Here is an 18,542-nt window from a genome sequence, read left to right as displayed (position 1 = left end):
CGGAATCGCCAAGGGTCAGCCGCATGTCCGCCAACCGTCTTTACCAGACCATCGCCAGCAAGTTGCGCAAGTTGATCGAGGACGGCGAGTTCCCGCCGGGATCGCGGCTGCCGGGCGAGCGTGAGCTGGCCGAGCGCTTCGGGGTCAGCCGGGTCACCATCCGCGAGGCTGAAATCGCACTGGAGGCCCAGGGCTGGATTGCGATCCGCATCGGGTCGGGCGTGCATGTCAAGCCGCGGCCGGCGCAGGTGCCGGGCGGGCTGCCGGATGTCAGCGCCTTCGACCTCACCGCGGCCCGCGCGGTGTTCGAAGCCGAAGCGGCGGCGCTGGCCGCCAGCAATCTGGATGACGACGGCATCGCCGAGCTGCAGGTGCTGGCCGAAGCGTTGTGCCGGCGCGACCTGAGCGATGAAGAGGCCGGCGAGTATGACCGCCGCTTCCACCTGACCATCGCGCGGCTTTCCGGCAACCCGGTCGTGGAGTACTTCGTGCAGCAGATCTGGCGCATGCGCAGTGAACTGCCACGGGTGACCGAGGTCTATGCACGGGTCTGCCATGATGATGGTGCCAGCCGTGCCGACGAGCACATGGCGATCTTCGATGCGCTGCGCGCGCGTGATCCGGTGGCCGCACGCAATGCGATGCGGCATCACTTCCAGCGCCTGTTCGAAGCCATGCTGCAGGCCACCGAAAGCCAGGCGCTGGAAGAGATCCGCCGTCGCACGCAGCAGGACCGCGAGCGGTTCATGGCCACGACGCGGATCTGATCGACGAAGCGGCGCTCGATCGAGCGGTCGCGCGAACCGAGCCGAGTGGCTCGAAGCGGTGATCGGCCGTGACGTGTCACGGTAATGATTCCTGCCCCCGCCAACGTGGCGTGCGGCCGCACGGGGCTGCTGTTTCTCTGTCGAACGCTTCGCGATCGCAGATCCGGACCCGTTCGCAATCTCATTCCCTGCGACGGCCGCTCGTATCCTTCCGGCCATGCAGCCCTCCTTCGATCATCACGATCTGCCAGCCGTCACCGCGCCCTCCGGCTGGGTGCAACGCGGTGAACGCTGCGAGCTGTGGTGGAACGGCCGCTCCGTGGCCTGCATCGTCCCGCACGCGGTGTCCGGCTTCCGGGTGCGCCTGGATGCGCGCGGTGCGTCGCAGCCCAAGGTCGTCCAGGCCGCCAACGTGCGGCAGGCCAGGCGCTACGCCGAGCGCTGGTGCGCGGCTCGGCTTTGGCCGCAGTTGCGGCTGCGCGACGCGGTCGCCCGCCTGGTGGACGTAGCGCCCGGCGCAGGCGCTGCACCGCAGCCTGCGCTTACGCGCGAGCAGCGCCAGCAGGCGCGGCGCCTGGCCGAGGCCGGGGCAGGGGAGGTGGCACGGATCAAGCAGGCGCTGGCGCCGCGGCGGCCTGCGGCGCTGGCCAGGCCCGACGTGCAGGCGCGCGGCCAGAACGGATGGAGTCCCGGCACGGCGCCCGCTGCTCCCGCGCGAGCTACGCCGATAGTTCCTCGCGCACGATCCTCGCCCCTTCGCTGAGCGCACGCAGCTTGCCCCTGGCCACGTCGCGTGCCAGCGGCGCCATGCCGCAGTTGGTGCTGGGGTACAGCTTGTCGGCGTCGACGAACTGCAGTGCCTTGCGCAGGGTGCTGGCCACCTCGTCGGCCGTCTCGACCGTGCTGGAGGCCACGTCGATGGCGCCGACCATCACCTTCTTGCCGCGCACCAGCTCGATCAGGTCGATCGGCACGTGCGAGTTGTGGCATTCCAGCGAAATGATGTCGAGGCTGGAGGTCTGCAGTTTCGGGAACGATTCTTCGTACTGGCGCCATTCCGATCCCAGCGTCTGCTTCCAGTCGGTGTTGGCCTTGATGCCGTAGCCGTAGCAGATGTGCACGGCTGTCTCGCACTTCAGCCCCTCGACTGCGCGCTCCAGCGCGGCCACGCCCCAGTCGTTCACTTCGTCGAAGAACACATTGAAGGCCGGCTCATCGAACTGGATGATGTCCACGCCGGCGGCCTCCAGTTCCTTCGCTTCCTCGTTGAGGATCTTCGCGAACTCCCAGGCCAGCTTCTCGCGGCTCCTGTAGTGGGCGTCGTACAGCGTGTCGATCATCGTCATCGGGCCGGGCAGCGCCCACTTGATCGGCTGCGTGGTCTGTCGACGCAGGAATTTCGCATCCTCGACGAATACCGGCCTGGGCCGGCTCACGGCGCCGACCACGGTGGGCACGCTGGCATCGTAGCGGTTGCGGATGCGCACGGTTTCGCGCTTTTCGAAGTCGACGCCGTGCAGATGCTCGATGAAGGTGGTGACGAAGTGCTGCCGGGTCTGCTCACCGTCGCTGACGATGTCGATGCCCGCGTGTTGCTGTTCCTGCAGGGACAGGCGCAGGGCATCCTGCTTGCCTTCAGCCAGGCCCTCGTCCTGCAGCTTCCAGGGCGACCAGAGCTTCTCCGGCTCGGCCAGCCAGGAGGGTTTGGGCAGGCTGCCAGCGGTGGAGGTGGGGAGCAGTTTCTTCATCGCTATCGGGTTGTCCTGGAATGCGAATGGGAAATCGATGGATCAGCGGGCAGCCCACTGCTCAAGCACGGCGCGGTAGGGCTTGATGAAGTGTTCCTCGGTGAACCGGCCCTGCTTGACCGCCAGCTGGCTGCGCTCTTCGCGGTCGTAGACGATGCGGGTGGACGAGTAATCCTGGTGCTTCAGGCTGGGCTGGTAGACCTTGCCGGCCACGGAATTGGCGTTGTAGATCTCCGGGCGGTAGATCTTCTGGAACGCTTCCATGGTGCTGATGGTGCCGATCAGTTGCAGGTTCGAGTAATCGCCCAGCAGATCACCCTGGAAGTAGAACGCCAGCGGCGCGACGCTGCCCGGCGGCATGAAGTAACGCACCTGCAGGCCCATCTTGTCGAAGTACTGGTCGGTGGCAGAGAACTCGCCCTGCCGGTACTCCACGCCCAGGATGGGGTGATGGTTTTCGGTGCGGTGGTAGGTCCTGCTGCTGGAGACGCTGATGCAGATGACCGGGCCCTTGCTGAAGTTGGCGCGGTAGGCGTCCGATCCCAGGAAGTGCTTGAACAGCTTGCCGTGCAGGTCGCCAAAGCCTTCCGGAAGCCCGAAGGTGGCCTTACCCTCGTTGCTGGCCGGCAGCACCACGCTGAAATCATAGTCACGCACGTAGGACGAGAAATTGTTGCCGACGATGCCTTCGGTACGCACGCCGGTCTGCGTGTCGACGAGGGTGGGCTGCAGTACCTCGATCAACGGGAACGGATCGCTGCCGTCAGCGCCGTCGATGTGCATCTCCACCGAGATGATGTCCAGCTCGACCGCGTAACGGTCCGCGTTCGGGTTGTCCCAGTGCGCCAGGTCGTTGAAGCGGTTGTTGATCATGCGGATCGTGTTGCGCAGGTTTTCCCGCCGGGACGCGCCGCGGGCCAGGTTGGCGAAGTTGGTGGTGATGCGCGTGCCCTCGGCCGGCTGGTAGTCCTCGTTGAACGGGATGCGCGTGATGCTGAAGGTGAAGGTGTCGGTCGTCATGGGCGGCGTTCCGGGTCTGCGGGTGGCATCCAGATGCGGAGGGGCGCATCTGGCATTCAAAGGGCTTCGGTGGCCGCGCGGGGGACGGGCGGCGCGGCGCGGTGCGAGAGCGCCAACAACGGCATGGCCCGCTGCACCGCCAGGCGCGCGCGCTGGATCAGTGCTTCGTTGTGCACGCGTCCTTCGGCGAAATCGCGGTCGGTGGCGTAGATGCCCAGCGGCAGGGTGCGGGCCTGGAAGAAACTGAAAAGCGGCCGCAGCTGATGGTCGATCACCAGCGCGTGGCGCTCGCTGCCGCCGGTGGCGGCCAGCAGGATGGGGGTGTCGACCAGCGCGTCCTGGTCGATGAAGTCGAAGAAGTGCTTGAACAGACCGGTGTACGAACCGCGGTAGACCGGCGTGGCCACGACCAGCACGTCGGCCTGTTCAACGGCCAGCAGCTGCCGCTCCACGGTCTCGGGCAGCTGCGAACGCCACAGCGCACCGGCCAGCTGTGGGGCCAGCTGGCCCAGTTCGACCAGCTGCGGACTGCCCGGCACCTGCTCGACGATCAGGTCCAGCAGGTGTTCGCAGAGGGTGGTCGCGCGCGAGGGGCGCTGCAGTCCGCCGGAAACGGCGACGATACGGAGGGGGCGGTGGGGTGAAGGCATGACCCGATGCTAGTCATGCCGTTCCATGACGTAAAATGGTATTACTTCACCAATCCATGAATGAGATTCATCGTCATGCTGGAACGCATCCACCTCAGCATCGTGCAGCAGGTCGAGCAGCAGGGCTCGCTGACGGCCGCCGCCGGCGTGCTGAACCTGACCCAGTCGGCGCTCAGCCACAGCATGAAGAAGCTGGAGCAGCAGCTGGGGACCGAGGTCTGGCTGCGTGAGGGTCGCAGCCTGCGGCTGACCCAGGCCGGGCAGTACCTGCTGGCGGTCGCCAACCGGGTGCTGCCGCAGCTGGACCTGGCCGAGGAGCGCCTGCGCCAGTTCGCCCAGGGCGAGCGCGGCGCGCTGCGCATCGGCATGGAATGCCACCCGTGCTACCAGTGGCTGCTGAAGATCGTCTCGCCCTACCTGGCGGCGTGGCCGGACGTGGATGTGGACGTCAAGCAGAAGTTCCAGTTCGGCGGCATCGGCGCATTGTTCGGCTACGAGATCGATCTGCTGGTCACCCCCGATCCGCTGCTGAAGCCGGGCCTGAAGTTCATCCCGGTGTTCGACTACGAACAGGTACTGGTAGTGGCCGGGAACCATGCCCTGGCCAAGGTGGACTACGTAAAGCCACGCCAGCTCGGCCAGGAAGTACTGATCAGCTATCCGGTGCCGTTCGAGCGCCTGGATATCTACAATCAGTTCCTGCTGCCGGCCGGCATCACGCCCCGGCGCCACAAGGCCATTGAAACCACCGACATCATGATGCAGATGGTGGCCAGCGGCCGCGGCGTGGCCGCCATGCCGCGCTGGCTGGTGGAGGAGTACGCCGCGCGCATGGACGTGGTGCCCGTCCGCCTGGGCGCCAAAGGCATTCCCAAGCAGATCTACCTGGGCGCGCGCGAGGCCGATACCGGCATCGACTACCTGCAGGCCTTCATCGAACTGGCGCGCAACAGCTCGCCGCTTGCCGGCAATGTGGGCGGAGCGCGCTGATGCCGGCGGGCCTGTCACTGCGGGCGGACGCCTTCATCAACGCCTTTTCGCTGGAAGTCAGCGCGAAAGCCATGCCGGCGCTGCGTGCCGAGGCGGATCGGATCCCGCGCGGTACGGTCATCTCCATTCCGTACCTGGCCAGCGAGGATGACGACGCCCGCCTGGCCGCCGCGCGCACGGTGCGCGCGCTCGGCTTCGAGCCGATGCCGCATCTCTCGGCCCGCCGCATCGGGTCAGCCGCAGCGCTTGCACGCTTCCTGGAACGTGCTGTTGGCGAAGCCGGAGTCGCGCGTTGCCTGCTGATTGCGGGCGACCTGGCCACGCCCGCCGGACCGTTTGCCGACAGTGCTTCGATCATCCAGACCGGTCTTCTGGAGCACTCCGGGATCAAGGTCGTTGGTATCGGCGGGCACCCGGAAGGGCATCCGGTCATGAGCAGTGACGAACGCTGGCAGGCGCTGGAGGGTAAATGCCAGGCCATCGAAGCACGTGGCATGGCACCTTTGGTCGTCACCCAGTTCGCCTTCGATGCCGATACCGTGCTGGCCTGGCTGGATGGACTGCGCGCCCGTGGCATCAGCGTTCCGGTGCTGGTCGGCGTGCCGGGTCCGGCCAGCATCCCCCGGTTGCTGCGTTACGCCGCGATGTGCGGCGTAGGCGCCAGTGCATCGATGCTGGCCCGGTATGGCATCTCGATCGGCAGGCTGATTGGAACCGCAGGGCCCGAGGTGTTCGTCGATCGCCTGGTGAGGGGGCTGACCAGCGCCCATGGCCAGGTCAGCCCGCACTTCTTCCCGTTTGGCGGTATTGCGCCGTCGCTGGAGTGGATGGTGCAGTACCGGCGGCGCATTTCCGGCACCGGTGGCTGAATCGCCTCAGCCTGGCAGGTCGCACTTCATCTTGCCGTCCACGTAGTACGGCTTGGGTACGTTCGGGTTTGGGCTGGTCTTCTCGAAGACCACCTCGAACGAGGCAGCATCGGGCGTGCCCTTGCGCTCGGTACACGCGTCCTGCAACTTCTTCCTGACCGCAGTGATACCGGCATCGCGGTTGGCACCCTCGGCGCTGTTGGTCAGATTCACGGTCTCGGCCGAGGCCAGTGGGCTGAGCGCAAGCAGGGCGCCGGTCAGCATCAGGGTGTGCAGCTTCGTCATGGTTCGTACCTGGCAGGTTTCCAATGAGTGCCCCAGCATAGGGCCGGGCCGTCAACGGCATGTGCCCGGCCGGGTGAGGCAGGGGGGGCGCGGCGCCACGGCGTAACCCGCGATGGCTGACAGCTGTCACTGGCTGCAACCCGGGCGGACGCGAATAGTGAGCACCAAGGCGAGGGCACCTCGCCACCACTCAGCCGCCACTCACCAAGGGGACCGCTCATGAACATGCTCCAGCACCTCGCCTCGCAGACGCCGATCTGGGTCTGGCTGCTCCTGGCCTTCCTGATCACCCGTGGCATCGCCGCCATGAAGCCGGCCGAGACCTCGCTGCAGAAGCTGGCGATCGTGCCCGCCCTGTTTGCCCTCTGGGGCGCGTGGTCGATCAGCCATCGCTTCGGCGTGTCACTGATCGCCTGGAGCGAGTGGCTGGCCGGCATCGCCACGGGCGCGGCGCTTGCCTGGCTGCTGCTGAATCGATTGAAGCTGACCCTGGACCGCAGCACCGGCAAGCTCTGGCGCAGCGCCGACTTCAGCCTGCTGCCGCTGCTGCTTGTCACCTTCCTGGTGAAGTACGGCTTCGAAGTCGCATTTGCGGTGTCGCCGTCGCTGACCGCCCATGCCGGCTTCAGTGCCGCCTACCTGCTGCTGACGGGCGGGTTCACTGGCATCTTCATCGGCAAGTACGCCCGGTACCTGGCCTCGCTGCGGGTGGATGCGGCGGGCAAGGGACTGGAAACCGCAGGCTGATTGACCTGGTAGTGCCGGCCGCTGGCCGCCCTCCCCATGCAGGGTTGTGTGGGGCCTGCGCAGTCGTCACGTTGAACCATGCGGTGGGCGGATTGTACTTCGCAGCTTGGCACGTCAGCGTAGTAGGTACCGCCAAGGTTCAGACAGGTCAAATGAAGGCTCCAAAATGAAGTTTCTGATCTCCTCCCTCACGTTCCTGGGCTTGGTGGTTGCGGCAGGAATCGTTTGGATAACGTATCCGACCTCTCTCGAATCTGAGCTCAGAACATTCCGCTCACTTCCACCAGAAGCATTCAAGATGCTTCGTGACGATGCGATCGCCTTCGCTCGGGCGAACGCATCGAAAGGCATTACCATCGAAGCAGGCCCCCCGCAATCGAGCGTGTTCGAACTGCGGTGCAGAAGGGTTCCATTACTCCTGGTCGAGAACGGGCATGACCTGCTCACCCTCGATATCTTTGGATACGCAGACCGACGTGCGCCAGGCATTGCCAAGCTTCAAGATCAGATGACATCGAGACTGATCCCGGAGGGTCAGCCCGGCAAGCCCGGCCCGATTTCTGGAGAGCCCTCGGAACTGGAGGCGATCATCATGAAGCATCGAGACGTCGCGCAGCAGTGCCATTGAATCCAGGGGCGATTGAAGTGCGTCAAACGTATTGACCTCCTGACTTCGAATCCGTCGCACCCTATGCACGCCGCGTGATCGACCAGGTGGGCGTGCCCGACGTCGATGCCACCGATGGGCCGCCACTGGCGGTGGCTCTGCAGCAACAGCGCGGTGCCAGCAATCCGCGTCCTGTTTGACCGCCGCGGGCAACAGCACGTCGGACAGGTCGCTGTCCGACGCTTCGGTGACCAGGCAGGGTGCATGGCGGAAGCCCAGCCTGCGCAGCAGCCCAGTCAGACGTCCAGCGCCTTAGACGTTCCCACGCCACTGGCTCATCAGCATCTGAAGGAATCGCTCCGCCGTGGGCGAGAGCAGGGCGCCGCGTCGGCGGACGATGCCGATCGTGCGCGACACCACCGGGTTGCCGATCGCGCGTGTCACCAGGGTGGGATGATCCCCGTCCGGCGTGGCCATCTTCGGCAGCACCGACACGCCGATGCCGGCCTCGACCATGCCCAGTGACGTCGACAGGTGCGTCACTTCGTAGTGCCAGCTCAACTTGAGGTTCTCGCGCGCCAGTGCACCGTCCAGCAGCGTGCGGTTGCCGCTGGTGCGATGCACGGTGATCAACTGGTGCTCGGCCAGGTCGGCCCACTCCACCTTTCGCTTTCGGGCCAGCGGATGGTCACGCCGGCAGGCGAGCACGAAGGGGTCCTCCGCCAGTACGTCGAAATCGAGATTCGGGTCATTGGCGCCCATGAAGTTGATCCCGAACTCGACTTCGCCACGTTCCACTGCCTGCAGACCCTCCGTGGCCGGGATATCCAGAATGCGGAAGCGCACGTTCGGGTGCGCTTCGTGGAAACGCGCCATCACGCTGGGCAGGAAGTAGAACGCCGCCGTCGGCAGGCACGCGATGGTAACGGTGGCGCCGCGGGTGTCTTCGCGGCCGCGCAGCGAGAACAGCGAGCCATCGAATTCCTCCAGCATGCGGCGCACCAATGGCAGCAGGTTCTCGCCGACAGCGGTGGTACTGACGCTGCGCGTGGTGCGCTCCAGCAGCGGCGAACCCACGGCCTGCTCCAGCTTCTGTATCCGCCGGCTGAGCGCCGGCTGGGAGACGTGCAGGATTTCAGCGGCGCGATGGAAGCTGCGTGTCTCCGACACCAGCAGGAATGCGCGCAGATCCAGGATTTCGCAATTGATGCTCATTGGGTATCAATCATCCAAAAATCAGCAATTCACAGATCAATTGAGGTCATGCCAGTATCGAATCACAGAGGGGTCATTCATCCCCTATACGCATCAATCTAGCACACGTATGACCAACGATCTGCTCAGCATTCCCTGCGTGCTCATGCGCGGCGGCACCTCCAAGGGCCCGTTCTTCCTGGCCAGCGACCTGCCGGCCGACACCGCCGAACGCGATCGCCTGCTGCTGGAAGTGATGGGCTCGGGCCATCCGCTGCAGATCGACGGCATCGGCGGTGGCAACGCGCTGACCAGCAAGGTGGCGATCATCGACCGCTCGAGCCGGGCGGACGCCGATGTGGATTACCTGTTCGCCCAGGTACGGGTGGAGCAGCAGGTGGTGGATACCTCGCCCAACTGCGGCAACATGCTGGCGGCCGTGGGCCCGTATGCCATCGAGCGTGGGCTGGTGCAGGCGCAGGATCCGCAGACGGAAGTGCGCATCCACAACGTCAACACCGGCAAGCTGATCATCGCCACGGTGGAAACGCCGGGCGGCCATGTGGTCTACCGCGGTGATACGCGCATTGCCGGCGCGCCGGGCTCGGCCGCGCCGGTCAGGCTCTCCTTCCTTGATGCCGCAGGTGCCCGCACCGGCAAGCTGCTGCCCAGTGGCCACGCGCAGGAAACCATCAATGGCGTGCCGGTCAGCCTGGTGGACTGTGCCATGCCGATGATGCTGGTGCGTGCCGAAGACCTGGGCGTGCACGGGGATGCCTCGCCCGCCGAACTGAACGCGGACGCCGCGTTCATGCGCCGGCTGGAAGCGCTGCGCATCGAGGCGGGCGCCCGCATGGGCATCGCCGACGCCGGCAACAAGGTCATCCCCAAGCCGGTGCTGCTGTCGGCGCCGCAACACGGCGGCGATCTGCAGGTGCGCTACTTCATGCCGCACCAATGCCACACCGCACTGGCGATCACCGGTGCAGTCGGCCTGGCCACCGCTGCCGTCACGCCGGGCACGCTGGCCCACACTTTGGTCGGATGCCTGTCCGTTCCCGGCCGCATTACCCTCGAACATCCGAGCGGGGCCCTGGAGGTGGGCCTCAGTCGCAGTTCGGGCGATGCGCCGGTGATTGCCAGCGTGGTCCGCACCGCGCGCCGCCTGTTCGACGGCCGGGTATATGCAACCTCGCCCGCGCCCGTCCGGGCCAGTACCACCCAAGACCGCCAATGGACGTCAGCGGCATGATCTGAAACCGGCCGGGTCGGCACAGGCGTGCCTGCCCGCCACCACAACGTAGATGCTTCACTCCTGGGAGGGATGATGTACAAGCAGTTCCTGATGGCCGCGCTGTGCGCGGCCGGCCTGGCCGCAGCCGGGTGCAGCAACAGCGGCCGCGCCGAAGGTACGGCCACAGGCAGCGCTGACACCGCACCGGTGCGCATCAGCGTCGGCTCCTACAACCTCAACAACCTGCCGTTCTTCATTGCCGACGCCAAGGGCTATTTCAAGGACGTCGGCCTGCAGGTGAAGACCGAGAACTTCGCCCAGGGCGGCTCCAAGGTATTGCAGGCGCTGGTGGCCAATTCCACCGACGTGGCCGTTGGCTTCTACGACCACACCATCCAGATGCAGGCCAAGGGCAAGGACGTGGTGGCCTTCGTGCTGCTCTCGCGCAACTCCGGCCTGGTGATGGCCGGCCGCGAGGATGCCACCTTCGATCCGGCCCGCCCGGAGACCATCAAGGGCCAGAAGGTCGGGATCACCGCACCGGGCTCATCGTCGGATTTCTTCGTCCGTCACTTCCTCGCCCAGCACGATATTCCGGCCGACAGCATCTCGCTGATCGGCGTCGGCTCGGGCGCCGCAGCGGTGGCCGCGCTCGAGCAGGGCAAGATCGACCTGCTGGTCAACTACGATCCGGCCGCCACCCTGATCACTGAACGCAAGGTCGGCAGGATCCTGCTCGACGCGCGCAGCGACGACGGCGCCCGCCAGGTCTATGGCGGCCTGTACCCGACCTCGGTGATGTATGCCAACCAGAGCTTCCTGGACGCGCGTCCCGAGGCGGCCGAGAAGATCGCCCGCGCCGAGCAGATGGCCTTGAAGTTCATCGCCGACAACAGTGCCGAAGACATCGTGGCGGCGCTGCCGGACAGCTACGTCTCCGGCGACCGTGCCACCTATGCGCGCGCAGTGGAGAACGCCCGCGCGATCTTCACCCGCGACGGTCACTTCACGCCGGCCGACCTGGAAACGCCGTTGAAGGTGCTGCGCGAGTTCAACACGGATGTGGCCAAGGCCAACATCGATCTGTCCAGGACCTACACCAATGCCTTCGTCGAGCGTGCCAACGCTGCGGCGCCGGCTGCCCAACCGTAAGCGGAGGTAACCCCATGGCCCTCAATGCCACCGTGCGCCAGCTCAATGGCGCGCCGCAGCTGGAGCCTGCACAGACCATGGTCGCCATCAACAAGGTGACCATGTCCTTCGGCGAATTCACCGCCGTTCGCGATGTCGACATCCAGGTGGGTGACGGCGAATTCCTCGCCATCGTCGGACCCACCGGCTGCGGCAAGAGCACCATCCTCAATTCCGTGGCGGGCCTGCTGAAGCCGTCGTCGGGCCAGGTCAGCATCGATGGCCGTGCCGTCAGCGGCGTGCAGGAGTCGGTCGGCTACCTGTTCCAGCAGGACGCGCTGCTGCCGTGGAAGACGGCGTACCAGAACGTTGAACTCGGCCTGCGCTTCCGCGGCGTGCCCGAGGCCGAACGCAAGGCCAAGGCCAACGCGTGGCTGGCCAAGGTCGGCCTGGCCGGCTTCGAGCATCGCTACCCGCACCAGCTGTCCGGTGGCCAGCGCAAGCGCGTGCAGATGGCGCAGGCGTTGATCGTCGAACCGAAGGTGATCCTGATGGATGAACCGTTCTCGGCGCTGGACATCCACACCCGGCACCTGATGCAGAACGAGCTGCTGCGCCTGTGGCAGGAGGACCGGCGCTCGGTGATCCTGATCACCCACGATCTGGAAGAAGCGATCGCCCTGGGTGACCGCGTCGTGGTGCTGTCCTCCGGTCCGGCCAGCCGTGTGGTGCGCAGTTTCGATGTGGATCTGGAACGGCCGCGGAACGTGGCCGAAATCAAGCTGGATGACCGTTTCACCGGCCTGTACCGCGACATCTGGGCCTGCCTGCGCGGCGAAGTGGAGAAGAGCTATGCACGCCAAGACTGACAAGTTCATCCAGCTGGCCCTGGTGGTCGCCGTGTTCGGGGGCTGGGAGGGCGGTATCGCGCTGGGCGTGATCGATCCGTTCTTCTTCCCGTCGCCGACGGCGATCGTGCAGCAGGCCTGGACCTGGCTGTCCGATACCTCGTTCTACCAGCACGTGTACATCACGCTGACCGAAACCGCGCTGGGCTACATCATCGGCACCGGCCTGGGCGTGGCGGGCGGCGTGTGGCTGGGCCTGAGCCGGCGCTCGGCGCGCATCCTCGATCCCTTCATCAAGGGCTTCAACGCGATTCCGCGCGTGGTGCTGGCGCCGATCTTCGTGCTGTGGCTGGGCCTGGGCCTGTGGTCGAAGGTGGCGCTGGCGGTCACGCTGGTGTTCTTCACCACGTTCTTCAACGCCATGCAGGGCGTGCGCGAGGTGAACCCGGTGGTGCTGGCCAATGCCCGCATCCTGGGGGCGAGCCGCAGCGACCTGCTGCGCCACGTGTATTTCCCGGCGGCGGCGAGCTGGATCCTCTCGTCGCTGCGTACCTCGGTCGGCTTTGCCGTGGTCGGCGCGATCATCGGTGAGTACCTCGGCGCCTCGGCGGGCCTGGGCTACCTGATCGCGCAGGCAGAAGGCAACTTCAACGCTGTGGGTGTGTTCGCCGGCATCATCATCCTGGCCGCCTTCGTGCTGGTCATCGACGCGCTGCTGGACGTGGTCGAGAACAAACTGATCACCTGGCGTCCCAACGCGCAGGCACAGGCCACCAGCTGACCCGGACGGGCTGAGCCCGCCTGCCGCGCCGCCGGACCGATCCGGCGGCGCGTGCTTCCTTCCCCGATCTTCCCCCGCACCACCGCAACGGGCCAGCGCCAGGCCAGGGGGCCGGCTGGCCGGAGAGAGCCCATGAACCCTCCTACCGTGCTGCCGCTGGCAGCGCTGTCGGTCGCGCTCGGCCTGCTGTTGGCCAGTGGCCAGGCCGACGCACAGTCCACGTCCTCGCTGCCCGCGCCGTTGAGCCAGGCCGAGCTGTCACGCCTGGTGCAGCAGCAGGCGCTGCAGATCCAGCAACTGGAAGCACGCCTTCGCGCTGTCGAAGGCGGGCAGGGCAGTGCGACCGCACCGTCCACGCCGCCCGCGCCTGCGCTGGAGACGCGGGTAGCCGCATTGGAATCGAGCCAGTCCAGGCTGCCGAAGGTCTCCTGGGGCAAGGGCGCACCGGAGTTCAGCAGCGCCGACGGCACGACGGTGTTCCGTCCCCGTGGACGCCTGTTCGTCGATGCCTCCAGCACCGACGGTTCGGCGGTCGCCGGCCGCAACGTTTCGGGTACCGAGATCCGTTCGGTGCGCCTGGGGGCCGAGGGGCGCTACGGCACCCTGGGCTGGGTCGTGGAGGGCGACTTCGCCGACAACGCGGTGGCGTGGAAGTCGGTCTATGCCACGCTGGACCACACGCTGTTCGGCGTGCCGGCCGACCTCACGATCGGCAACCGCTTGAATGATCGCGGTATCGACGGCTCGAGCAGCACCTCCAACACGCCGTTCCAGGAACGCAACGTGGTCGGCACGCTGCTGCTGCCACAGCGCGGCCTGTTTGGTGTCGGGCTCACCGAGCGGGTGTATGGAAAGGGCTGGCATGCCAGCCTGTCGGTGGCCGGCAACGATCTCAACAACGCCGGCACCGACAACGACAGCCAGACCTGGGCCACGCGCGTCCACTGGAACCCGCTGGACACCGCGGGCGCCACCCTGCATCTGGGTGCATGGGCCTTCCACGAGAAGATTCCCGCCGGCGCCAGCAGCGTGGTGCGCAGTTCGGCCATCGCCGGTCATTTCAATGATCTGGTCAGGATCACGCCGGGCACACTGCTGGGGGCCGAGCGCAGCACCGCCTACGGTGCGGAACTGGCCGGCTTCTTCGGCCCGGCATGGGCGACCGGTGAATGGGGTACGCGCAGCCTGCGGGGCAGCGATGCCAGCGGTCGCTATGACCGCGATCACGACGCGTGGGCGATCTCGGCCGGCTGGTTCGTGGCGGGCGCCCAACCGTCCTACGCGGGCAAGACGGGTACCTGGGGAAAGGTGAAGGTTGCCGATCCGGTGACGCGCGGCGGCAGCGGCGCGTGGGAGCTGAAGGGTCGCTACGAGGACGTGGACTATGCCGAGCTGCCCAGTGGCGGTACCGGCCACGCGTGGACACTGGGCGCGAACTGGTACCTCAACGACTTCAGCCGGGTGATGTTCGAGGCGGTCCGCTGGCAGACCCGCCACCGCAACGGCAGTGCAGCGGGCAAGGACGAGGGCACGACGTTCAACACCCGCCTGCAGCTGGCCTTCTAGCGCCGGGTGCCGCCTGCCTTCGGGTCACAGCAGCAACAGTGCCCCGATCAGGGCAGGCGGCATCACCAGCGCGCCGACGCGCAGGAAGTCGAGCGCGCTGACATGCTCGCCCTCGCGACGCAGCGCCACCAGCCACAGCATCGTGGCCAGCGAGCCGGTCACCGACAGGTTCGGGCCCAGGTCCACGCCGACCAGCAGTGCAGCACGGGTCTGCGCCGGCAGGTCTGCCATCTGGCCCAGCGAACCGGCGGCCAGGCCGACCGGCAGATTGTTGGCCACGTTGCTGAGCAAAGCCGCCGCACCGCCTGCCAGCCAGCTGGCCTGGTGGGGCGACGCTTTGGCCATCGCCTGCAGCGCGCCGGCCGCACTCTGGATGACACCGGTCTGCGCGACCGCTTCCACCAGCACGAACAGCCCCGCCACCAGCGGCAGCACGCCCCAGGAGACATGGCGAAGCAGCGGCAGCGGGCTATGGCGCTGGCGGATCACCACGATCGCCACGCTCAGCGCACCGGCACAGAAGGTCGCCAGGCCCAGCGGTCCGTTCAGTGCGGAGGTCACCAGCAGCACGCTGCCGGTGAACAGCACGCCCAGTGCGCTCAGCCGCCCGCCTGCCGTCAGCGGGCGATGCTCCGGCGCGGCCACCAGTGGCTGCGCGATCTCGCGCCGGTGCACCCAGCGCAGCACCAGGTAGGTGGCACCGATCGCCGCCGCGGAGGGCAATCCGAACTGCGCCAGCCACTGCAGCAGCGGCGGCATGTGCTGGCCGTACACCACCAGGTTGGCCGGGTTGGAGATGGGCAGCACGAAGCTGGCCGCATTGGCGATGAACGCACAGACGAACAGGTAGGGCAGGGCATTGGCGCGGGCGGCCTTGCAGGCGGCGTAGACGGCCGGCGTCAGCACCACGGCCGTTGCATCGTTGGACAGGAACACCGTCACCAGCGTGCCGACCAGGAACACCAGGTCGAACAGGCGTCGCCCCGATCCGCCGGCATGCCGCACCGCATACAGCGCCAACCAATCGAACAGCCCTTCGCGGCGCGCCAGTTCGGCCAGCACCATCATGCCGACCAGGAACAGGTAGACGTCGCGACCTTCGGCGACGGCGCCCCAGACGGTGTCCAGCGATACCGCGCCCAGCAACGGCAACAGCGCGGCAGCAGCCAGCGCCCACACGTACTCGGGGATGCGGAAGGGGCGGAACAGCAGGCCGACGGTGGCAACGGCGACCGCTGCCCAGATGACGAGGGAGGAATGGGAGGCGAGCATGGGGGTGGGGGCTTCAGCGGTGCCTGCAGCGACCCCGGCGCGAGGGGTCCTGGCGCGCGCGATCAGCGGATGGACGGCCGCTGCGGTCATCGCAGGTTCCGGGATCGCGGCATCATACCGTGCGGACCGGTGCAGCGAACGCCGCTGCCCGGCACGTTCCGTGACAGCGGCGGTCCGCGACGGGCGCGCGGACATCCGGGGGCCTGCAGGACGTGGCAGACGCGGGGCGAAGCACAGCGTGCCCACGCGCGCTGAACGTCTTCTTGGAGCGTTCTTCACCTCCGGCCTGCCTAAAGTGGGGCCATTCCCAGGCAGGCCGTTTTTCGACGATGTTTGACTATCAGGACTGGACCTTCCATGCCAACGGGCGCACGGTGGTGGCGCGGGTGGAACTGGACGGCGACGGCGGCGGCATCATCAACCGCTACCAGGTGACGCCGGGGCCGGCGCAGTCCGGCCTGTGCATCAAGGTTGCGTCGCAGGACGAAGCCGCACAGAAGCTCGAGGCCGAAGTCAACAAGCTGCTGGGACCGGAGTGGTAGCGCCTGCGCGCTGCGATGCCGATCAATCGCCACGCGCGTGCGCGGTGGTACGTGCTGCCCTGCGCTTCAGTCCGAACAGGGGCCGTAACCAAGGGGAGCGGCGGATGACCGCCTCATGCAGCAGCAGGCAACCGGCGATGGTGCCTGCGAGCAGCAGCGTTGGCTCCAGCCACGGCCCCAGCTGCAGCGGCTTGAGCCAGAACAGCAGTGCGATCAGCAGGCTCTGGTGCAGCACATACCACGGGTAGACGGCTTCGGTGCAGTACGGCAACCAGCGGAACGGCCTGTCCAGGTAGTGCTTGCCCCAGCCCAGCACGGCCAGCAGCATGGCCCATGCGTACAGCACTTCGCAGTACTGCGACTGCAGGCCCCAGAACCGCGGCGGCCAGCGCCGCAGCACCGAATCGACGGGCAGCCAGTGCCCCAGCGCTTCCAGCAGCAGGTACCAGGCCACCGCACCCGCAGCGATGCACAGCGACACCCGGCGAAGGGCCTGCACGCGTTGCCAGAAGCGTGGTTCGCGGCCCAGCAGATAGCCGGCCAGGAACACGGTGCCGTACTTGGCGTGCTGGTAGAGGTCCTCCACGAAGGTGTTGGTGGGCGGGTGGTCGGGCGCCAGCCAGGCCAGCCAGAGCAGCAGCACCAGCGCGGGCGTGCCGATCAGCACAGCGGCGGGTGCGCCGGCCAGCCCGGCACTCAGCCGCCGCAGCGGCGCCGAATCCAGCAGCGGCAGGGCTGCCACCAGCACCACCGTATAGGCCCACAGATAGGCCAGGTACCACAGGTGGTTCCAGGTGATGCCGAAGCGGTCCCCCGCGAAGCTACCGTCCGGCCACGGCCGCACCTGCCAGTAGCGCAGCAGGAAGTCCCAGAAGCCTGGCGCGACCATGCCCCGGCTGACACCCTCGCAGTAGGGTTGGATCGGCACCACCACAAACATGCCGAACAGCAGCGGCAGCAACAAGCGCCAACTGCGGATGAGGATGAACCGCCCCCGTTGCAGGCGCGGCCGCACCAGCGCGATGGCGACGCCGGAGATCAGGAACAGCAACGACATGCGCCAGCCGTTCAGCAGCCGCATCGGCCACTGCAGCGCGTCGGTGGTGAAGCTGCCTTTCAGATGGAAGCCCCAGTCACCCACGTACGCCATGCCGGTGTGATACAGGATGAGCAGTGCGAAGGCGAAGACGCGGAGCGCGTCGATGTCGTGGCGTCGGTTCATGGCAGGGCAGCAGCGGACAGGGGGCAGCCAGCGTGCCACCGCGACATGGTCCCATGGGGTGGGAAGGGCCTGCCTGCGGCCCGGTAGTGACCAACGGCAGGCGATCAGGGACCAGCGGCATCCCTAGAATGGCCCCTTCGTCGCGCGTTGCGCGCGTGGTAGGGAAACCGCATGCCTGTAGCTTCGACGCCGCCCTGGCGGCTCACGTTCCGCCTGGCCGTGTGGGCGGCGCTGCTGCTGTTCATGGCCCTGGCCAACAGCGCCGTGGAAGTGATGGACGCGCAGCGGCGCGGCGACGCCCTGGCGTTCTGGGAGCCGCTGACCTGGGAGCTCAGCAGTGTCGGCGTGATCCTGCTCACGCTGCCGGCGATCTGGTGGGGGTGCAGGCGCTGGCCCCTGCATGCAGAGACCTGGCGGCGCCGCCTTCCGCTCTATCTGCTGGCCAGCATCGGCTGGTCGCTGCTGCACGTACTGGCCATGATGGCGCTGCGCAAGCTGGTCTACCTGGGTCTTGGTGCCAGCTACGTGGACGGTGCCGGCTGGGTCTCGCGCCTGGGCTATGAGTACCTCAAGGACGTGCGCGTGTTCTTCAGCATCGTGCTGCTCGAACACCTGATGAGCTGGTTCGGACGCCGCCAACAGGGTGAGGCGCATCTGCTCGCGGCGCCGGAAGACGCGGCGCCGGTGGAGCCGGTTGAGCGGCCACGGCATTTCCTGGTGCGCAAGCTGGGCAAGGAATTCCTGGTGGCCACCGACGATGTGGAATATGCGCAGGCGTCCGGCAATTACGTGAACCTGCACGTGCGCGGGCATGACTATCCGTTGCGTACCACGTTGGCGGCGCTTGCGCTGCGGTTGGATCCGTCGGTGTTCCTGCGCTGCCACCGCAGCTGGCTCGTCAACCGCCACCAGCTGCGCTCGATCGAGCCTGCCGATGGTGGCGACGCGGTGCTGCACATGGCCGATGGCGCACGGGTGCCGTGCAGCAGGCGGCAGCTGCCCGTGCTCCGGCAGGCGCTGGCGGCAGGCTAGCGGGTGGGGCGCGGGACCGCTGGCATCGATTGCATCG

General features: G+C 67.0%; 20 protein-coding genes. 13 read left to right on the top strand and 7 right to left on the bottom strand.

The window, feature by feature from the left end; genetic code table 11:
- The first annotated feature begins 23 nt into the window (after positions 1 to 23).
- Together LRM18_RS03160 and LRM18_RS03155 are read left to right on the top strand one after the other, a co-directional pair.
- Positions 24 to 767, top strand: a complete 744-nt coding sequence (locus LRM18_RS03160) for a FadR/GntR family transcriptional regulator (protein WP_057494826.1) — start codon at positions 24 to 26, stop codon at positions 765 to 767.
- Between the two features lie 217 nt (positions 768 to 984).
- The gene (locus tag LRM18_RS03155) at positions 985 to 1,530 is read left to right on the top strand and encodes a hypothetical protein (RefSeq protein WP_241738524.1); all 546 of its coding nucleotides are present in this window, start codon (positions 985 to 987) and stop codon (positions 1,528 to 1,530) included.
- Here LRM18_RS03155 and LRM18_RS03150 read toward each other — a convergent pair.
- The 3 genes from LRM18_RS03150 to msuE are packed head-to-tail and all read right to left on the bottom strand — an operon-like array spanning position 1,487 to position 4,185.
- Positions 1,487 to 2,515: a methionine synthase gene (locus tag LRM18_RS03150; protein ID WP_053463115.1), complete on the bottom strand. Its 1,029-nt coding sequence runs from the start codon at positions 2,513 to 2,515 to the stop codon at positions 1,487 to 1,489. The two genes, LRM18_RS03155 and LRM18_RS03150, sit on opposite strands and share 44 nt — an antisense overlap.
- 42 nt (positions 2,516 to 2,557) lie before the next feature.
- Positions 2,558 to 3,535, bottom strand: coding sequence for a DUF1852 domain-containing protein (locus LRM18_RS03145; RefSeq protein ID WP_270951043.1), 978 nt, complete (start codon positions 3,533 to 3,535; stop codon positions 2,558 to 2,560).
- Positions 3,536 to 3,591: 56 nt separating this feature from the next.
- Positions 3,592 to 4,185 (bottom strand): FMN reductase, encoded by a 594-nt coding sequence (gene msuE / locus LRM18_RS03140; RefSeq protein ID WP_049467242.1) that lies wholly within the window; start codon positions 4,183 to 4,185, stop codon positions 3,592 to 3,594.
- Positions 4,186 to 4,260: 75 nt separating this feature from the next.
- Between msuE and LRM18_RS03135 the strand changes: the two genes are divergently transcribed.
- The gene (locus LRM18_RS03135; RefSeq protein ID WP_049467244.1) at positions 4,261 to 5,175 is read left to right on the top strand and encodes a LysR family transcriptional regulator; all 915 of its coding nucleotides are present in this window, start codon (positions 4,261 to 4,263) and stop codon (positions 5,173 to 5,175) included.
- A complete protein-coding gene (locus LRM18_RS03130) occupies positions 5,175 to 6,044 on the top strand; it encodes a methylenetetrahydrofolate reductase (protein ID WP_270951041.1) in 870 nt (289 codons plus the stop codon). The genes LRM18_RS03135 and LRM18_RS03130 overlap by 1 nt, the downstream gene beginning before the upstream one ends.
- Before the next feature lie 6 nt (positions 6,045 to 6,050).
- Here LRM18_RS03130 and LRM18_RS03125 read toward each other — a convergent pair whose 3' ends face one another.
- The gene (locus tag LRM18_RS03125; RefSeq protein WP_049467248.1) at positions 6,051 to 6,329 is read right to left on the bottom strand and encodes a hypothetical protein; all 279 of its coding nucleotides are present in this window, start codon (positions 6,327 to 6,329) and stop codon (positions 6,051 to 6,053) included.
- Between the two features lie 219 nt (positions 6,330 to 6,548).
- On the opposite strand from LRM18_RS03125, the gene LRM18_RS03120 reads away from it, so the two are divergent.
- Positions 6,549 to 7,076, top strand: coding sequence for a DUF6622 family protein (locus LRM18_RS03120; protein ID WP_270951039.1), 528 nt, complete (start codon positions 6,549 to 6,551; stop codon positions 7,074 to 7,076).
- Positions 7,077 to 7,242: 166 nt separating this feature from the next.
- A complete protein-coding gene (locus tag LRM18_RS03115; protein ID WP_270951037.1) occupies positions 7,243 to 7,704 on the top strand; it encodes a hypothetical protein in 462 nt (153 codons plus the stop codon).
- A gap of 291 nt (positions 7,705 to 7,995) precedes the next feature.
- Here the strand turns inward: LRM18_RS03115 and LRM18_RS03110 are convergent, their stop codons facing one another.
- Entirely contained in the window at positions 7,996 to 8,898 is a 903-nt protein-coding gene (locus LRM18_RS03110; protein WP_049410734.1) for a LysR family transcriptional regulator, read from the bottom strand.
- A 109-nt stretch (positions 8,899 to 9,007) separates the two neighbouring features.
- Between LRM18_RS03110 and LRM18_RS03105 the strand changes: the two genes are divergently transcribed.
- From LRM18_RS03105 to LRM18_RS03085, 5 genes are all read left to right on the top strand, one after another.
- Positions 9,008 to 10,129, top strand: coding sequence for a 4-oxalomesaconate tautomerase (locus tag LRM18_RS03105; protein ID WP_164688436.1), 1,122 nt, complete (start codon positions 9,008 to 9,010; stop codon positions 10,127 to 10,129).
- Positions 10,130 to 10,204: 75 nt separating this feature from the next.
- Positions 10,205 to 11,263 (top strand): ABC transporter substrate-binding protein, encoded by a 1,059-nt coding sequence (locus LRM18_RS03100; RefSeq protein WP_164688435.1) that lies wholly within the window; start codon positions 10,205 to 10,207, stop codon positions 11,261 to 11,263.
- Positions 11,264 to 11,277: 14 nt separating this feature from the next.
- Complete coding sequence (locus tag LRM18_RS03095) at positions 11,278 to 12,111, top strand: ABC transporter ATP-binding protein (protein ID WP_270951033.1); 834 nt, start codon at positions 11,278 to 11,280, stop codon at positions 12,109 to 12,111.
- Complete coding sequence (locus LRM18_RS03090) at positions 12,095 to 12,871, top strand: ABC transporter permease (RefSeq protein ID WP_005409726.1); 777 nt, start codon at positions 12,095 to 12,097, stop codon at positions 12,869 to 12,871. Before LRM18_RS03095 ends, LRM18_RS03090 begins: the two co-directional genes overlap by 17 nt.
- A 132-nt stretch (positions 12,872 to 13,003) precedes the next feature.
- Positions 13,004 to 14,437: a porin gene (locus tag LRM18_RS03085; protein ID WP_270950986.1), complete on the top strand. Its 1,434-nt coding sequence runs from the start codon at positions 13,004 to 13,006 to the stop codon at positions 14,435 to 14,437.
- 24 nt (positions 14,438 to 14,461) lie between these two features.
- On the opposite strand, the gene LRM18_RS03080 is transcribed toward LRM18_RS03085, so the two are convergent.
- Positions 14,462 to 15,709 (bottom strand): arsenic transporter, encoded by a 1,248-nt coding sequence (locus tag LRM18_RS03080; RefSeq protein ID WP_270950984.1) that lies wholly within the window; start codon positions 15,707 to 15,709, stop codon positions 14,462 to 14,464.
- 329 nt (positions 15,710 to 16,038) lie between these two features.
- Between LRM18_RS03080 and LRM18_RS03075 the strand changes: the two genes are divergently transcribed.
- Positions 16,039 to 16,251 (top strand): hypothetical protein, encoded by a 213-nt coding sequence (locus LRM18_RS03075; RefSeq protein WP_049467263.1) that lies wholly within the window; start codon positions 16,039 to 16,041, stop codon positions 16,249 to 16,251.
- 22 nt (positions 16,252 to 16,273) lie between these two features.
- Here LRM18_RS03075 and LRM18_RS03070 read toward each other — a convergent pair whose 3' ends face one another.
- Complete coding sequence (locus LRM18_RS03070) at positions 16,274 to 17,473, bottom strand: acyltransferase family protein (RefSeq protein ID WP_270950981.1); 1,200 nt, start codon at positions 17,471 to 17,473, stop codon at positions 16,274 to 16,276.
- 171 nt (positions 17,474 to 17,644) lie between these two features.
- Here LRM18_RS03070 and LRM18_RS03065 point away from each other — a divergent pair, with 171 nt between their 5' ends.
- Complete coding sequence (locus tag LRM18_RS03065) at positions 17,645 to 18,505, top strand: LytTR family DNA-binding domain-containing protein (protein WP_154330624.1); 861 nt, start codon at positions 17,645 to 17,647, stop codon at positions 18,503 to 18,505.
- Positions 18,506 to 18,542 lie beyond the last annotated feature (37 nt).

This window comes from Stenotrophomonas sp. PI_27, from assembly GCF_027854495.1.
Classification (GTDB): domain Bacteria; phylum Pseudomonadota; class Gammaproteobacteria; order Xanthomonadales; family Xanthomonadaceae; genus Stenotrophomonas; species Stenotrophomonas pavanii.
The sequence above is the reverse complement of the archived record's forward strand: the minus strand, read 5'-3'. Positions and strand labels throughout refer to the sequence as shown.

Coding starts and splice junctions, on each gene's coding strand:
- LRM18_RS03160 (WP_057494826.1), top strand. CDS start 24: ATGTCCGCCAACCGTCTTTACCAGACCATCGCCAGCAAGTTGCGCAAG.
- LRM18_RS03155 (WP_241738524.1), top strand. CDS start 985: ATGCAGCCCTCCTTCGATCATCACGATCTGCCAGCCGTCACCGCGCCC.
- LRM18_RS03150 (WP_053463115.1), bottom strand. CDS start 2,515: ATGAAGAAACTGCTCCCCACCTCCACCGCTGGCAGCCTGCCCAAACCC.
- LRM18_RS03145 (WP_270951043.1), bottom strand. CDS start 3,535: ATGACGACCGACACCTTCACCTTCAGCATCACGCGCATCCCGTTCAAC.
- msuE (WP_049467242.1), bottom strand. CDS start 4,185: ATGCCTTCACCCCACCGCCCCCTCCGTATCGTCGCCGTTTCCGGCGGA.
- LRM18_RS03135 (WP_049467244.1), top strand. CDS start 4,261: ATGCTGGAACGCATCCACCTCAGCATCGTGCAGCAGGTCGAGCAGCAG.
- LRM18_RS03130 (WP_270951041.1), top strand. CDS start 5,175: ATGCCGGCGGGCCTGTCACTGCGGGCGGACGCCTTCATCAACGCCTTT.
- LRM18_RS03125 (WP_049467248.1), bottom strand. CDS start 6,329: ATGACGAAGCTGCACACCCTGATGCTGACCGGCGCCCTGCTTGCGCTC.
- LRM18_RS03120 (WP_270951039.1), top strand. CDS start 6,549: ATGAACATGCTCCAGCACCTCGCCTCGCAGACGCCGATCTGGGTCTGG.
- LRM18_RS03115 (WP_270951037.1), top strand. CDS start 7,243: ATGAAGTTTCTGATCTCCTCCCTCACGTTCCTGGGCTTGGTGGTTGCG.
- LRM18_RS03110 (WP_049410734.1), bottom strand. CDS start 8,898: ATGAGCATCAATTGCGAAATCCTGGATCTGCGCGCATTCCTGCTGGTG.
- LRM18_RS03105 (WP_164688436.1), top strand. CDS start 9,008: ATGACCAACGATCTGCTCAGCATTCCCTGCGTGCTCATGCGCGGCGGC.
- LRM18_RS03100 (WP_164688435.1), top strand. CDS start 10,205: ATGTACAAGCAGTTCCTGATGGCCGCGCTGTGCGCGGCCGGCCTGGCC.
- LRM18_RS03095 (WP_270951033.1), top strand. CDS start 11,278: ATGGCCCTCAATGCCACCGTGCGCCAGCTCAATGGCGCGCCGCAGCTG.
- LRM18_RS03090 (WP_005409726.1), top strand. CDS start 12,095: ATGCACGCCAAGACTGACAAGTTCATCCAGCTGGCCCTGGTGGTCGCC.
- LRM18_RS03085 (WP_270950986.1), top strand. CDS start 13,004: ATGAACCCTCCTACCGTGCTGCCGCTGGCAGCGCTGTCGGTCGCGCTC.
- LRM18_RS03080 (WP_270950984.1), bottom strand. CDS start 15,709: ATGCTCGCCTCCCATTCCTCCCTCGTCATCTGGGCAGCGGTCGCCGTT.
- LRM18_RS03075 (WP_049467263.1), top strand. CDS start 16,039: ATGTTTGACTATCAGGACTGGACCTTCCATGCCAACGGGCGCACGGTG.
- LRM18_RS03070 (WP_270950981.1), bottom strand. CDS start 17,473: ATGAACCGACGCCACGACATCGACGCGCTCCGCGTCTTCGCCTTCGCA.
- LRM18_RS03065 (WP_154330624.1), top strand. CDS start 17,645: ATGCCTGTAGCTTCGACGCCGCCCTGGCGGCTCACGTTCCGCCTGGCC.